The organism is Allofrancisella guangzhouensis, assembly GCF_000815225.1.
GTDB lineage: Bacteria > Pseudomonadota > Gammaproteobacteria > Francisellales > Francisellaceae > Francisella > Francisella guangzhouensis.
Window position 1 is genome coordinate 50,915 of sequence record NZ_CP010427.1, and the last position, 16,331, is coordinate 67,245.

Genomic DNA, 16,331 nt, shown 5'->3' on the forward strand with positions numbered 1-16,331 from the left:
AGACCCAAGAAAATAAGCATACATCATGTTGTATAAAAATATGAGTTAAGAACTACATAAACCAAAACTTACCATATATATACATCCTAGAAACTTTAGAAAAATTGTGATCACCACATTTGAGCTATTACAATATAGATTAAATAAACATTCCTTAATATATAGCCGTTTTGTCAAATGAATTGACCAACCATCAAAAATCTCTACTATTTATCAAATTTACTAAATAGATTGATATTTTAATTCCAATTCTATTAATATAAACTAAAAGTGTGTCAAAAATTATTAAGTTTGGTGGTAAATATGCCTATATCAAATAATCAATATCAAGAATTTATACAAGCACTCAATGATTATAAATTAATGCGTTTTGAGGGTACTAATGCCACACTTGAACATAGAGGATCTGATTTGTTTAATATGGGTATAAGTCAACAAAACAAGAAAGAAGCTCTTGTAAAATTAAACCATTTTATAAAAGGTAAAAACACTATTTTTAGTCAGAATGACATTCAGGCTCTGAGAAATGGGCGACTAGGTGAGATTATCCGTAAATTCTCTAAAACTCAAAATTTAACTGTGCGCGAACTTCTTTCTTCTGAAATCTTTAAAGAATATCATAGTAGTAACCACGTAAATACGCAACCTCTTTTGATTAATGAAAAAAAAACTTCATCTAAGGAAAATCAACCAAAAACTCTAGTTTTTTCTGCTCACAGTTCATATTTATATGATCTATATGATTTATGTGAAGAAAATGATATTCCATTTCAAATACTTCATAGAAATACCTCGGATGAAGTAGATATTTGGGTTAGAGATTATTTTTTTGAGAATGATAACACAATTTATATCCGAAATAAAAATAGCTATTATGCTAACGAAGCTAGCTTTAAAAAAGGCTTATACACTCCTACAAAAATTGATTATCTTGCAGATATGCACGATGTAATCCCTGGTATGAAAAATAGTAACCGAAGATTTTTAAATACTCACACCAATAATGGCATACAAATAAAATCAACAAATAGAGCTGCAGAAGGAGGAAATATTTTTTGTGTAAATAATACTCTTGGTGAAAAATATGTTTTCTTAGGAGAGCAAATTATCCGGTTTGAAAAACAAATAGCTACAAATAAGAAAATAGATAAAACGGAGGATGAGATTATATTAAAATACAAGAAAATCTTTAAAACAAATAATATAATCATATTACCAAATTTAGCTTATCATTTAGATTTTCAAATGTCTTTTATAGGTAAAGGCACTTTTCTAGTAAATTCTTATGATATAAATTGGTATGAAACATTTAAACCAGGATTATTCTTTTACTTAAATTCGCATCCAAGGTCAAAACAATTATTGAGTGACAAAGAACGTAAAGTAGAAGAAATCATAGACATCTTACATAAAAATTATTTTAAAGCTGAAAAGGCATTTCTTACTATGAATTATAAACCTTCTTCTCATTATGGATGGGGCGGTTATGTTGAAGCGCCAAAAGACTGGGCATTAGAAACCTGGAATGGAAACTATATAGAGTCATCATTTGTCAATGGGTTTGATGTTTATAGTCCCAAAAAAAAGACTAATCTATACGTAACCCTAGATTCGCCTCATGACCAACATAAACAATATTTTGAAGAATTGATCAAAAAATTTGATATTGAGCCATATTTTGTCAACCATAATGGTAAAAATGCTGAAAAAACCATGAAATATTTTGAAGAACAGCATGGTGGAGTTAGATGCCAAACAAATTTTTTACCAGTTGAAGTAATAGAACAACTAGAAAAATAAGTATTTTTATTCCTGCCGTAAAAAGACTAAGTTAGTATACGAGTCTAGGCTTTTACTCTTTTACATTTTATATAAATTTTATAAATTCTGTCCAACTGTACATCTATCCTTACTATTCAAATCTTTTATAGTTTTGGTGTCTGAAAAATTATTTTCTTGTAGTAGCCTTACTACAGCTTTTGACTGAGTAAATCCATGCTCTAGATAAATTCTCCCTCCAGACATTAAAAACTTTGATGCTTGATTAACTATAGTCTTTATATCAGCTAGTCCTTTATCACCAGCAAAAAGTGCTGACTTAGGTTCATATCTTTTCACTTCAGAATCGATGCTACTATCATCATGATCTATATAAGGTGGATTCGACACTATGATATCAAACCTTTCTGGTCCTAAAGCTTGATACCAATTACTTTTAATAAAATTAACGTTATTAATATTATTTACTATAGCATTCCTCTGAGCAACTTCTAAAACCTTTTCAGATAAATCAACAGCTATTATTTGGCTATTTGGTAACTCGCTTGCTAGTGCTAAAGCAATTGCCCCTGCGCCTGTGCCTAAATCTAATATTTTTAATTTGGCATAAGACTTATAGTTAAAAAACTCTTGATTAGCATCTGCAATGATTATTTTATCGATATCCTTCAAGACTGCTTGCACTAAAACTTCAGTATCTGCTCTAGGAATAAGCGTATCTTTAGTTACAAATAATTTTTGTTTCCAAAAGTACTTATATCCCAATATGTAAGCTAATGGCTCACCTTGACTTAATCGTAAAACTTTCTGCTCAATATCTTGAATTTGTTGAACATTCAAGATTTTATCTGGATACATATACAAATAAGTCTTATCTACCCCCAAGACTTCGCAAACTATAGCCTGAACATCAAACCTAGTTGTAGCAATATCACTAAATTTAAATTTTGCTAGGTTTTCTTTTATCAGGTTAGAAATTGTTAGATTACTGCTCATCTGACATAGTAGCTAAAAGATCAGCCTGATGCTCTAAAACTAATGGTTGAATTACACTATCTAAATGACCTTCCATTATTTCATCAAGTTTATATAATGTAAGATTAATTCGATGATCAGTAATTCTTCCTTGAGGGTAGTTATAAGTTCTAATTCTCTCTGATCTATCACCACTACCAACTAAATTTCTACGCGTATCTGATTGTTCTTTTTGCTGTTTGTCTATCTCAGCTTGTAAAAGCTTAGCTTTTAGCATTGACATAGCGGCTGCACGGTTTTTGTGTTGTGAACGCTGCTCTTGACACTCAACAACAACACCTGTTGGTATATGTGTTATTCTAATCGCAGAATCAGTTTTGTTAACGTGCTGTCCCCCTGCCCCTGAAGCTCGAAAAGTATCAACTTTTAAATCCGCCGGATTAATATCGATACCCTCAACCTCATCAACTTCTGGCATAACAGCTACAGTACATGCTGAAGTATGTATTCTACCCTGTGATTCAGTAGCTGGAACACGTTGCACTCTATGGGCTCCAGATTCAAACTTAAGGTGCGAGTATACACCTTCACCATTTATTTTTGTGATTATTTCTTTATAACCACCATGCTCACCTTCACTAGCTGATATAACCTCTATTTTCCAGCCTTTTTGCTCCGCATATTTAGAATACATCCTAAATAAATCTCCAGAAAATATAGAAGCCTCATCACCACCAGTGCCCGCTCTTATTTCTAAAAACACGTTAGCGTTATCATTAGGATCACTTGGCAACAGCAATATTTGTAGAGCTTCCTCAAGCTCTACGATTTTAGTTTCAGCAAGTTTTAATTCTTCTCTTGCCATCTCAACTAATTCTTGATCCCTCTCATTTAACATTTCTTGCGCTACTTGCTTGTCTTCTTGCACTTGAGAATATTCTTTGAAAGCCTTAACAACTGGCTCCAAGTTAGAATATTCTTTTGACAAATCTCTAAACTTATTTTGGCTTGAAATAATACTAGCATCACTAAGTAATGCGCTTACTTCCTCATGCCTTTCTACAAGACTTTGTAATTTTGATTTTATAGAATCTTTCATTTATTTTTCCATGTTTAAACCAAACATTCGTTTCATACATACAAGGCAATCTTTTCTGCCTTCTTTTGAAGCCTCTTTCATTCCCATAACCGGGTAGTGTAAAACTTTTTTCTTAATTTCATAGGCAAATCTTTTTATTATCTCTTCGGCATCTTTACCATTTCTAATTTTAGATAAGCTTCTTTCTAATGAAATATCAACTATATCATCAGCCTTATCAAATAATTCTTTAATCGCTGTGTTCGATATAATAGATTTTTCTTTCTCTAAGTATTCCTCTAATGATCTGACTATAATTTTTTGCGCTCTTGTACTTTCAGATTTACGTTTATCTTTACCTTCTTCCATCACTATATGTATATCATCAACGCAGTAGTATATGTTTTGTCCAATACTTCCAACATTAGGGTCTATAGCTCTAGGAATTGATATGTCTATAAAGACCCTAGGCTTAGAATCTAAATCTACTGGAGTAACAATATATTGTTTTATAGTAACTGCAGCAATGATTATGTCAGCTTCTTTAAGTAATTCTGGCAACTGGTCTAAAGTATGCGCTGTAGCATTAGCAAAAGTTCGAGTAATCTTCTGTGCTTTATCTAAACTTCTATTAGTAAGCATGATATGTTTTGGAGTCAAAGCTGTGACATGTCTAAATAGAAGTTCTCCTGTCTGACCTGCTCCTATAATCAAAACCTTTTTAATTGAAATATTATCTAGTTGTTTTTTAGCTAAAGAAATAGCTGAAAAGGCTACAGAAACTGGACAATGCCCTATCCTTGTTTCACTACGGACTTTTTTAGCTGTAGCAAAAACTTTCTGAAACACCCTATCTAACTCTTTACCTAAAGCACCATTTTGCTTACTAAGAGTGTATGAATCTTTAACCTGTCCTAATATTTGTGGCTCACCCAGCACCATTGATTCTAAACCACAAGCAAGCTTCATAAGGTGTCTTATAACTTCTGTACCTTGCCTTAGTTTAAAATAATCTTTAAGAGCATATTTTGAATCTCTTACATAAGTTTGCCACCACACCAAAACAGCATCAACAACTTTTAAATCAGATATTTCAAGGTAAATCTCTGTACGGTTGCACGTTGACAAAATTACAGCATGACAAACATTATCTATTTCAAGCATAGAGTTGTATAACTCCTTGGCTCCATAGCCTGCTAATGAAAACTCACTACGTACTTCTATGGGAGATTTTTTATAATCAATTGCTAAAGATATTAATGCCATACTTATTTATTAAACTTTCTAAAATAAAACAACCATCCGAAAGAACACTCCCTATTTTAACACAAAAAGTTTTGACATTACATTCTAATCTTTTATTAAGAAACTAACAACGTGCTTGTTTTTATGATAAGATGTTATAAGTTTACTAAACTTATAAGAAAGCTAAACTAATGAAGATTGAAAATCTATTTAAAAAGCAGACTCAAGCTTTGTACACTATCATTGGAGTAGTAGTTGTTGCTATTTTTTGCATTATAGCATTTCAACATTATAATTCTGGGAATAACCAGAAAATGCTAGAAGCATCTGAAAGCTACCAAAAGGCGCTTATAGCAAGCGAAAACCCAGATAACCCTCCGGATACTAAAATAGCTAACTTTGAGAATGTGGCAAATACCTATCCAGCTACAAGTTTTGGTATATTTGCAAGTTGGAATATAGTAAATTTATATACTACACCAACTAATTTAAACTTAAAAAAAGAAATCAGCGATACTGATTACAAAAAAGCAATCGATGCTTTAATAAAAAGTGCTGACGCCAATCCTAAAGATAGCTTAACGGATATCACAAAAACTAGATTAGCTAAACTTTATCTAGAGACCAACCAACCAGATAAAGCTATCGAAACTCTTAATAGCTTAAAGTCTTTACAAAATAATGCTTATCCTCTAATGTTATTAGGGCAAGCATATAAGCAAAAAGGTAATATAACCAAAGCTATTGAAATTTGGCAAAAAGCTACTCAAGATCCTAATGCTACACCGGAGTTCAAACAAATAATCACTCAATTTATAAATAATTCAAACTAATCATGAATAGGTTATTAAATATTAACTATTTTATTACTCTTTTAATATTGGCTATCTTAACTACTAGTTGCTCTAAAAGTAACGTGCCGCCCCCAACGCCTTTAGAAGAAAAGCCTCCTCAACAAACTTATATAAATGTAAAGTGGCAAACTAATACCGGTAATGGTAATGGTGGAATGGGTAACTATAATCTTGCACCAACGTATACCGAAGACTCTATATTTGTACCTAATGAAAATGGCTTAGTGTATGCTCTAGATGCCAAAACTGGTAAAGTAATTTGGCAAAAAGATACTAATACAAATTTATCAGCTCAACCAAACTATATAGCCAATGCTATAATTTTAGGCTCAATTAAAGGCGACCTAATTGCTCTTGATACAGAAACCGGCTTAACATTATGGCATACACATATACCAAGTAGCTTACTATCACAACCAACTATTTATGACAGTATTGTTTATACCTACACACATGATGGTTCTATATCAGCAATTGACGCTAAAGATGGTGAAAAAAAATGGAATGTTCTTAATAACATTCCAGAGATCACATTACCCACCAACTCTTCTCCTATAGTCCTTAATAACACTGTTATGATTGGTTCAGCTTTTGGTACTGTTCTTGGCTTTACTGCTCAAGATGGTGATAGAACTATCAACATACCTATTGCCATAGCTCATGGTTCTTCACCTGCAGATAAAATGGTCGATATAACTGCCAATCCTATGCTATATGGCGACTATCTAATATTTGCCTCGTACCAAGGAGCAATCGTAGCTCTAGATAAAGATAATGGTAAAATGCTATGGGCAAAAAAATCTTCTATAATTAATAATATGACTATTAATGATGGGATAATTTTTACCACCCAAAGTGACAGCTCACTAAAGGCTTTTGATATACAAAATGGTGATACAACATGGACTCAAGACATACTTAAATGGCGCAAAATCACTGGACCAATATACTATAAAGGTTTGATCGTAGTAGCTGATTACCAGGGGTATCTACACTTTTTTAACTCTTTAAATGGCGAATACTTGGGTAGGTTTAAATTAACTCCTGAAAGTAAAATTTTTGACTACGGCATTTCCGGACAGCTAATTCCAACCGAGGAAGGAATTATTATACAAGCTGAAGATGGAACTATATATCTAGTAGATGCATATAGTGATAAAGTTATATATGATAGTATTCTTAGTGACTACAAAATTGATAGGGGCACAGAAATTAAGAGAATTTATCCAGTAAAAACTGAAGAACCTGCCGTTAAAGATAATGGTGTAGCCACAAATATAAATGAAAATAATCATCAAACAAAAGGTTTAAAAGTTAAAGTAATAATCGGCGATTTTAGCCAAGATAAGCAGGAATAATGTATAAAATAACAAAGCCGTCTTTATTCATACTTATTTTGATGGTCTCATTAGGACCATTTGGAGACACTATATATGCTCCTGTATTACCTGAACTAAAAAAAATTCTTGCTACTGACTATTCACATGTGCAACTTACTATAACCTCTTATCTATTAGGCTATTCTATTAGTCAAATATTATATGGACCTTTATCTGATAGATACGGTCGTAAACCTTTAATTCTTATTGGCGCGACCTTTTTTATATTTAGCTCTATAATATGTATATTTATTGATAATGTAGAAACTTTAATCTATGCACGACTATTGCAAGGCTTTGGTGCTGCAGCTGGGGGCGTAATAGCTACTGTTGCTGTAAAAGATGCCTTTGAGCTAAAAGAACAAGGATCTATATTTGCAATCATGAATATTGCTTTTGCTTTGGCACCCGCTGTGGGAGCGATATTAGGTATTTTTTTAACACCTCTGCTAATCTTTTGGATATTATTTATAGCCTCTAGTTTTTTACTTATAAACGTTACTTTATTTTTTCCTGAGACTATCAGGAAGAAGAATATAGAGGCCTTAAAACCAAGATATCTGATTAAAAATTACCTGTCTCTTTTTAAAGATCATCAATTTTTCTTTGCAACGTTCATCTTAGGTATTAATATCAGTGTGATTTATGCTTGTCTCATAGAGGCTCCTGATATTTTCGTAAATATCCTTAAGCTTGATAAATTTAACTTTTTATATTTACTTACATTAATGGTTATAGCTGTAGTTTCTGGCTCGCTTATATGTGCTAAAATAAGCCGCATAATAGCATATAAACATTTAGTCAACTTCGGAATGTTTTGTACTCTTATATCTGGTATTTTGTGTGTTTATGCATTTAGAAAATTAACTGGCATGGAACTTTCATTAGCCTTAACAGGAATACTATCTTTAACATTCATTGGAGTTTCTTTTAGTGTACCTCTCTTAACACCTATAGCTTTAGAAAACTTTACCTCGACAGCAGGTGCAGCATCATCAATTATGGGTTTCATGCAAATGGGAATAGCCTCTATAACTACAGCTATCATGACTCAAATCAGCCTAGGTAGTGAGTTTGTTTTATCGTTTGCATTTATAATACTGCCTATTATTGGGCTTGCTATATTTCTACCTTACAGTTGTTATTTCTTAAAAAAATAATTACTATGTGTATTAGTTAATTTTTAGAACATATATCATTAAATAATATTATGCAAAACTATAATGCTAAATCTATAGAAGTATTAACAGGTCTTGACCCCGTTAAAAAGAGACCTGGAATGTACACAAATACAGAAAATCCAAATCATCTTATTCAAGAGATTGTTGATAATAGTATCGATGAGGTACTTGCCCGTTTTGCTGATAATATCGAAGTGAACATACATGGTGATAACAGTATTGAAGTAATTGACAATGGTCGTGGCATGCCTGTAGATATACACCCTGAGCATAATATATCAGGGGTTGAACTTATTATGACAAAACTCCATTCTGGGGGTAAATTTAATAATAAAAACTACACTCACTCTGGTGGATTGCATGGTGTCGGGGTTTCTGTAGTTAATGCTTTATCAAGCCGTCTAGAAGCAGAAATTAGAAGAGATGGTAAAATATACAGTATCACCTTTGAAGATGGTTTTAAAACCAAAGATCTCGAAGTTATAGGTGCTGTTAGTAAAAAAAATACAGGTACAAAAGTCAGATTTTGGCCTAATAAAAAGTATTTCGATGATATTAAAGTTAATTTAAAAGCACTAAAAAACCTACTTGAAGCCAAAGCTATACTTTGTAAAGGTCTTACTATTAAATACTCTAATGAGCAAAAAAAAGAAAATCACACTTGGCATTTCAACACAGGTTTAAAAGGCTACTTAGATCATAAGCTTGCTACAAATACCTTACCTTTGGAACCATTTTTTATAGATAACTTTTCAAATGGTGAATCTTACATAGACGCTGTTTTTTGTTGGTGTGACTCTCCTATAGAATATATAAAAAACAGTTATGTAAACCTAATTCCAACCCCACAAGATGGCACTCATGTTGCAGGGTTAAAAAATGGCATATACGATGCTATTAGAAGTTATATAGAAAAAAACTCTTTGAGTCTAAAAAATATAAAAATAACCGCTAACGATTCTTTTGCTCAACTAAACTATGTAATATCTGTAAAAATTCAAAATCCTCAGTTCTCTGGACAAACTAAAGAAAAACTATCAAACAAAGATGTAACCTCTTTTGTAGCAACTACAGTAAGGGATCTACTTATAATTTGGCTTAATCAACATCCAAATGAAGCTCGTGAGATAGTTGAAAATATTAACAAGATAGCCCAAAAAAGGATAAATGCTGACAAAAAAACTGTACGTAAGCGTATAATGAATACTTCTATCCGCTTACCTGGTAAACTTACTGATTGTATTAGCTCAGATATAAACTCCACCGAACTCTTTATAGTTGAAGGAGACTCAGCAGGAGGATCAGCAAAACAAGCTCGTGATAAAAATTTTCAAGCTGTGATGCCACTTAAAGGAAAAATCCTAAATAGCTGGGAGCTAGATGCTGATTCAATTATGAACTCTCAGGAAATCCACAATATAGCTACAGCTATTGGTGTTGATCCTGACAGTGATGACATTTCTGGTCTTAGATATAACAAAATCTGTATCCTTGCAGATGCTGATTCTGATGGTTTACATATTGCTACTCTATTATGCGCAATGTTTTTGAAACATTTCAGGAAACTCATAGAAAACGGTCATGTGTATATTGCCCAACCGCCTTTATTTAGGATAGATATTGGTAAAAATACTTTCTATGCCTTAGATGAATATGAGAGAGACTCTATAATCTCTAAACACGCTAAAACTAACTATAAAGTAAATATTATGCGTTTTAAAGGTTTAGGAGAGATGAACCCTACCCAACTAAGAGAATCAACTATGGATATATCTTCAAGAAGACTAATACAGCTTACAATTTCAAATACACACAAAGATAGTGAAACCCTAGACATGCTTCTAGCAAAAAAAAGAGCTAAAGATCGCCGTGATTGGTTAGAAAGCCATGGTGATAAAGCTATTACTGAATAAAAAGAGAAATTTAACATGGGAGAAAAGTATGGAAAACATTTGGAAGATTTTAAACGAAAAACTAACTATCGTTATTATAACCCTGTTGGGAATTCTATGTATAGCCAATTTAACCATTAGTAAATATCAAAAAGCTCAAGTCACTCAGGGGTTAGTTAATACTATTGATTGGCAATTTGGCTCTTTTGATGGTAGTATAGGCTACGTTGAATCATATACTCAAAAAATAAAAGATTGTAAAAATCATGACCAAAAATCTTGTGATGATATAGAAGTAAATAATTATAAACAGTTTGCGATGTCTGATTTTAACTATTCTGTTAGAAGTTTAGATAATACTATGGTTAAATATAAACAGCTATATAAACTACTTGGGAAGGAACAAGAATTTTTTCTTCTTACAAACCAATACGATAAAAATAAAATTGCTGTGGCAAAAATATCTGACTACAAAGATTTGGTCAAAAACCTAGATCTTATCAAAGAAATTAGTAAACAAAATGCTGATACAGTTGCTAACCTTTATCAAAATGCTATGGAATACTATTATTCTAGCTTGTAAAATAATAGAGCCTAAAGTATATTATAAACTATAATTCTAAAAAATTACTTTACTCCAATCAAAACACCTACCAGGATCAGTTTTTCTTTGTGGCGCTATATCTTGATGACCCACTATATTCCTCAAAGTTGGATAGCTTTCTTTAAGATCTTTCAATAAAAAGTTTAAAGAAATATATTGCTCTGAGGTATATGTTGACTTATCTGTACCTTGTAATTCTATACCTACAGAAAAATCATTACAATTTTCTCTACCATTATAACTACTAACCCCTGCATGCCAAGCTCTATCATTCACAGAAACAAACTGAAAAATTTCACCATCTCGCTTGATATAAAAATGAGCAGAAACTTTTATATCTCTAAGACTTTCAAAGCTAGCATCCATATTACAATCTAGAGTATTTGTAAATAACCTCTCGACATTAAAATTGTTGTATTGCCCCCCTGGTAAACTTATACAATGAACAACCACCAAGTCAATTTCAATATCAGTTGGACGTTGGTTAAAATTTTCACTTAAAATTTGTTTCGCCTCTGAATACCAACCTTGTTCAAACATCTTAGGCTTTTATGTGTATATATGGTAATATTACAACTCTATCAGTTAATCAAATAATTTTAAATAAACAAAATGAAATACTTAGATTTAAAGCTTATAAAGCTTACTGGATTATATGGAATTTTTACTTTAGTATTAGCTACTTTAAGTTATAATTTTCTTGATATAGAAATCGCTAACCTAATACAAACTAGCGATTTTTTTGGGGCAGAAATTAGCAGTGTTGCAACTATATTTTCAAAAATATTCTCTACAAAAACATGGGCTATTGTAGCTATTTTAGCAACGATGTTTTGTATCTTTAACCACATAAAGTTAAAAAAACCTTCTACCAAAATTTATACTCTTGCACTTTCATTAATATTGGCTATTATCATAGCTAGTACTGTAAAAACCATATTAGCAAGGTACAGACCAGAAATGCTTATTTTGGATAATAAATACGGCTTTCACTTTTTCTCTTTAAAGAAATTATTTAACTCAATGCCATCTGGACACACAACATTATCATTTGCTGGACTTTTAGCAATCGCTAACTTTTTTAATAAAAGGTATGTTGCTGCTATAGCTATATTAATAGCTAGCCTTGTAGCTATCAGCAGAGTGATAGTACTAGATCATTATGTATCTGATGTTCTTGTAGCTACATATGTAGGCATATTCTCATACTTATGGGCAAAAACTTTTGTAGAAGCACAAGTGACAAAAAATTAAAGTAATTTCACCATTTTAAGCCTTTACTTTTTTTAAAACAACGCTTTTGTAAAATCGACAGCATTAAAAACCTGAAGATCATCAATTTTCTCTCCAACCCCTATAAACCTAATTGGTAAAGCCATCTTTTTAGCTATTGAAAAAACTATACCACCCTTAGCTGTTCCATCAAGCTTGGTGATTGTTATACCAGATAGCTTAACGATCTCATTAAATGCTTCTGCCTGACTAAGAGCGTTACTACCAGTAGTAGCATCTAACACCAACAGCACCTCATGAGGTGCTGTGTCATCTAGTTTTTTAATAACCTTAACTACTTTTTTAAGCTCTTGCATTAAGTTATCTTTGTTATGCAGTCGACCAGCTGTATCTGCTATTACGACATCTATATTCTTATATTTTGCTGAACTAATCGCGTCATAAATAACCGAAGCACTATCAGCACCTTCTTTTTGGTATATAACCTGAGTATTGTTCCTATCACCCCACTCACGTAATTGCTCAACTGCTGCTGCTCTAAATGTATCACCAGCTGCTAGGATAACTGTTTTTCCTTCAGACTGAAGCTTTTTAGTGAGTTTTCCTATAGTTGTAGTCTTACCAACACCATTAACTCCTACAACAAGGATCACATATGGAGACTTGTTAGTATCTACTTCTAAAGCTTGCTGACAAGGCAGGAGTATTTCTGTAAGCTTGTCTTTGATAATCTGATTGAGCATGTCTGCTGTTTGTAGCTCATTTCTAGAAATCTTAGCTCTTAGATATTCAATAATTTCATCTGTTGCTGCAACACCAATATCTGCTGTCAAAAGTTGCATTTCAATATCTTCTAAAAGGTCCTTATCTACTATTTTTTGCCCCATTAAAATAGTAGATAAGCTATTACCGAATTTACCTGCTGTCTTTGACAGCCCAGACTGTAACCTTGCAAATAGACCCTTATTACTTGGTTTTTGATCTAAACTATTATTTTCTGACTGTTTCTTTTTTCTAAAGAGCATTATTAGAACCTTGGATTTTAATGTTTATATATTATAAACAAGTATTATTCGAAATATTTATCTCTAAGCTTAGCAATTTTTTGGTGCAAAGGGTCAAACATACTTACTATATTCTTAGACTTAATAAAATGCACCTCTCCTTCAAAAGCAATTTCATCACCTGCTCTTGCGTAAACTTCTAATAATCTATAACGTAACTCCACATTATTAGGATCTTTTTCTAAAGAATCTTGAATAGTGATACTAGCTTCCATATACTTCTCACTATCTAAATACTGCTCTACTAACTCTTTCACATATAGTAACTCTTGTTCAACATTTTCCTGCGGCTCTACCTCTTCAACAGAGTTTTCTGCATTAATACCAAACTTGTTATTAACACTGGTTTCAAACACTATTCCTTTTTCGGTTTTTACAGCTACATTATTATCATTTTCTCCAAATTCCTCTACCAAATCATCTGACAGTATATCTAGATTAGCTTCTGAATAAGGATCCGTGTTTTTAATAACAGGCTCTTCTTGGTTATCTGAAGTATTATCACTAAAAAAATCAAATTCATTCTGTAGAGTTTGCTGTGTCATATAAAAATCCCTACCTGATACTACAGGAGAGATCCGCGACATAAGGTGGTCCCTTTTTCTTTTTGATATAAGTTCTAACTCTAACTCTTTTTTAGAACTGATATTTTCCCATACTTTTTTTGCTATAACAGCTAATCCTGCTAAAATTAGTAAACTTAAAACTAATTTGAATATATTACCAAATGTAAAACCATTAGCTTGTTCATTATTAAAACCTTCTGTTGTTTGAATATCTTGCGAATCTAGATTATCATTATATATCACAGTAGAAGTAGTATCACCTGGAATCAAAGCTGGGATTATCTGTTGATTACTGCTGATAATAGTGTTTTGTGAAGTACTTGTATTTTCAGTAGATGAGCTTGTATCTACTATCTCTCTATCACCAAGCTTTTGTTCTGTAGAATTATCCACCACTGATAAGTTTTGGAGACTAGTAACAGTATTTTGATTATTACTATGGTTATTATCATAAGAGCCATGCAGAATTTGATTTCTATCAAGCGCTAAACCATCTTCAACCTCTGATTTTGTTGTTGGTAAAGCCAGCTTGTCACCAACCCTTATTCTATTGTCAACAATACCAGGTATTTCAGCTTTATTTATACCTCTAATAGCATCTACTAGCTCTGAATTACTAACTCCATCTACAGAGTATGATTTTGCTATCTTATACAAATAATCATTTGGCTTAACAGTATATATCTCCATCGCAAATGATAGATTAACAACAGCTACTACAGTACTTGTTACAAAAATTTTCTTAATACTTCCTAGCATCTAATGACCCTAAATTTATTCTAATAAAGACTAAAAAATTATAACATATTTTTTGCACTTAAAAAGCCTATGAATTTAATGCTCTCTAGTCGAACTAAATACAATATCTGGATTTTTATCTTGGGCAAGTTGTAGATTCACTCCTGTAGGAGCTAAGTAGGTTAAGTATCCAGCGCCATCATAAGCTATATTCGCTTCATATTTTTTCTTAAATTCATTAAGTTTTTTTTCATCATTACAAAAAATCCATCTAGCTAATGCAACATTAACTCCTTCATAAGAACATTTAACATTATATTCACTTGCTAAACGTTGAGCTACTACATCAAACTGTAAAACCCCTACAGCTCCTAAAATAAGGTCATTTGAAATAGCTGGTTTGAAAACTTGGGTAGCGCCTTCTTCTGAAAGTTGTACTAAACCTTTTTGTAGAGCTTTCATTTTTAATGGATCATTTAGCTTTACTCTTTTAAAAATTTCTGGCGCAAAGTTCGGTATACCTTTGAATTTTAAATTTTCACCCTGAGTAAAACTATCGCCTATTTGAATACTCCCATGATTATGTAAGCCAATTATGTCTCCAGCAAACCCTTCTTCAACTTGTTCTCTCTCTCCTGCCAAAAATGTCAAAGCTTTCGAGATTTGTAGCGTTTTACCTGTTCTTTCATGGTATATTTTCATACCTTTTTCATATTTACCTGAACAGATCCTAAAGAATGCTATTCTGTCTCTATGTTTATCATCCATATTCGCTTGGATCTTAAAAACAAAGCCTGTTAATTTTTCTTCACTCGCTTTAACAACTCTTTGATCAGTTTCTCTAGATTGAGGTGCTGGAGCATACTTAGTGAAGCCATCCATCATTTCTTTGACTCCAAAGTTACTAAGTGCTGTGCCAAAATAGACTGGTGTGAGTTTTCCCTCTAAAAACCCCTCTTGATCAAATTTATGGCTTGCACCGCGCACTAACTCTATTTCCATCTCTAGATCTTCGTAAAGGTCTGGGCCTATAGCATCTTTAGCATTCTCTAAGCCAGCAATCTTTTTATAATTATAAATCTCATGACCGTGCCCTCCTTCAAAAAGTGTTACTTCATCATTGTATAAATCATATATACCTTTGTAATATTTACCCATGCCTATTGGCCAATTCATAGGAGCACATTTGATCTTAAGAATATCCTCAACTTCATCTAGTAGTTCCAAAGGATCTCGCGTATCTCTATCAAACTTATTCATAAATGTTACTATCGGTGTATCTCTTAAACGGCACACATTCATCAGCTTAATAGTTCTATCCTCAACGCCTTTTACAGCATCGACAACCATCAAAGCTGAATCTACAGCTGTTAAAGTACGATATGTATCTTCTGAAAAGTCCTCATGCCCAGGAGTATCAAGTAAATTAATTACTCTATCATTATAAGGAAATTGCATAACTGAAGTAGTTATTGAGATACCTCTTTGCTTTTCCATTTCCATCCAGTCAGAGGTTGCATGTATACCACTTTTTTTAGCCTTAACAGTACCTGCTGTTTTTATTGCATTTCCAAAAAGAAGCATTTTTTCAGTTATGGTTGTTTTACCTGCATCTGGGTGAGAAATAATTGCAAAAGTTCTACGCTTAGCGATCTCTTTAAGGGTATTGTTCATAATAATTTAAATAAACTAATTGGCTTTATTTTAATTAGGAGAGTTTACTAAATATTTTATGATTTAAAA

14 protein-coding genes are annotated in these 16,331 nt (G+C 32.3%); 7 read left to right on the forward strand and 7 right to left on the reverse strand.

The window, feature by feature from the left end:
• Positions 1–303: 303 nt before the first annotated feature.
• Positions 304–1,800 (forward strand): hypothetical protein, encoded by a 1,497-nt coding sequence (locus tag SD28_RS00290; protein WP_039122957.1) that lies wholly within the window; start codon positions 304–306, stop codon positions 1,798–1,800.
• A gap of 78 nt (positions 1,801–1,878) precedes the next feature.
• Here SD28_RS00290 and prmC read toward each other — a convergent pair whose 3' ends face one another.
• Genes prmC through SD28_RS00305 form a run of 3 tightly spaced genes read right to left on the reverse strand, consistent with a single transcriptional unit; the run spans position 1,879 to position 5,098 of the window.
• Complete coding sequence (gene prmC / locus SD28_RS00295) at positions 1,879–2,775, reverse strand: peptide chain release factor N(5)-glutamine methyltransferase (protein WP_039122960.1); 897 nt, start codon at positions 2,773–2,775, stop codon at positions 1,879–1,881.
• On the reverse strand, positions 2,765–3,853 hold the full coding sequence (prfA, locus tag SD28_RS00300; protein WP_039122962.1) for a peptide chain release factor 1: 1,089 nt from the start codon (positions 3,851–3,853) through the stop codon (positions 2,765–2,767). Before prfA ends, prmC begins: the two co-directional genes overlap by 11 nt.
• Positions 3,854–5,098: a glutamyl-tRNA reductase gene (locus SD28_RS00305; protein ID WP_039122964.1), complete on the reverse strand. Its 1,245-nt coding sequence runs from the start codon at positions 5,096–5,098 to the stop codon at positions 3,854–3,856.
• Between the two features lie 176 nt (positions 5,099–5,274).
• On the opposite strand from SD28_RS00305, the gene SD28_RS00310 reads away from it, so the two are divergent.
• Genes SD28_RS00310 through SD28_RS00330 form a run of 5 tightly spaced genes read left to right on the forward strand, consistent with a single transcriptional unit; the run spans position 5,275 to position 10,966 of the window.
• On the forward strand, positions 5,275–5,910 hold the full coding sequence (locus tag SD28_RS00310; protein ID WP_039125659.1) for a YfgM family protein: 636 nt from the start codon (positions 5,275–5,277) through the stop codon (positions 5,908–5,910).
• Between the two features lie 2 nt (positions 5,911–5,912).
• Entirely contained in the window at positions 5,913–7,289 is a 1,377-nt protein-coding gene (gene bamB / locus SD28_RS00315; RefSeq protein WP_039122967.1) for an outer membrane protein assembly factor BamB, read from the forward strand.
• Positions 7,289–8,470 (forward strand): multidrug effflux MFS transporter, encoded by a 1,182-nt coding sequence (locus SD28_RS00320; RefSeq protein ID WP_039122969.1) that lies wholly within the window; start codon positions 7,289–7,291, stop codon positions 8,468–8,470. The genes bamB and SD28_RS00320 overlap by 1 nt, the downstream gene beginning before the upstream one ends.
• 50 nt (positions 8,471–8,520) lie before the next feature.
• On the forward strand, positions 8,521–10,404 hold the full coding sequence (gene parE / locus SD28_RS00325; protein WP_039122970.1) for a DNA topoisomerase IV subunit B: 1,884 nt from the start codon (positions 8,521–8,523) through the stop codon (positions 10,402–10,404).
• A 28-nt stretch (positions 10,405–10,432) separates the two neighbouring features.
• A complete protein-coding gene (locus SD28_RS00330) occupies positions 10,433–10,966 on the forward strand; it encodes a hypothetical protein (protein ID WP_157698608.1) in 534 nt (177 codons plus the stop codon).
• A gap of 36 nt (positions 10,967–11,002) precedes the next feature.
• Here SD28_RS00330 and ampD read toward each other — a convergent pair whose 3' ends face one another.
• Positions 11,003–11,527, reverse strand: coding sequence for a 1,6-anhydro-N-acetylmuramyl-L-alanine amidase AmpD (gene ampD, locus SD28_RS00335; protein ID WP_039122975.1), 525 nt, complete (start codon positions 11,525–11,527; stop codon positions 11,003–11,005).
• 72 nt (positions 11,528–11,599) lie between these two features.
• On the opposite strand from ampD, the gene SD28_RS00340 reads away from it, so the two are divergent.
• Positions 11,600–12,241, forward strand: a complete 642-nt coding sequence (locus SD28_RS00340; protein WP_039122977.1) for a phosphatase PAP2 family protein — start codon at positions 11,600–11,602, stop codon at positions 12,239–12,241.
• Between the two features lie 32 nt (positions 12,242–12,273).
• Here SD28_RS00340 and ftsY read toward each other — a convergent pair whose 3' ends face one another.
• From ftsY to SD28_RS00355, 3 genes are all read right to left on the reverse strand, one after another.
• On the reverse strand, positions 12,274–13,245 hold the full coding sequence (gene ftsY / locus SD28_RS00345; protein WP_039122978.1) for a signal recognition particle-docking protein FtsY: 972 nt from the start codon (positions 13,243–13,245) through the stop codon (positions 12,274–12,276).
• A gap of 44 nt (positions 13,246–13,289) precedes the next feature.
• Positions 13,290–14,609 (reverse strand): LysM peptidoglycan-binding domain-containing protein, encoded by a 1,320-nt coding sequence (locus tag SD28_RS00350; RefSeq protein WP_039122981.1) that lies wholly within the window; start codon positions 14,607–14,609, stop codon positions 13,290–13,292.
• A 75-nt stretch (positions 14,610–14,684) separates the two neighbouring features.
• Positions 14,685–16,262, reverse strand: a complete 1,578-nt coding sequence (locus tag SD28_RS00355; protein WP_039122983.1) for a peptide chain release factor 3 — start codon at positions 16,260–16,262, stop codon at positions 14,685–14,687.
• Between the last annotated feature and the right edge of the window lie 69 nt (positions 16,263–16,331).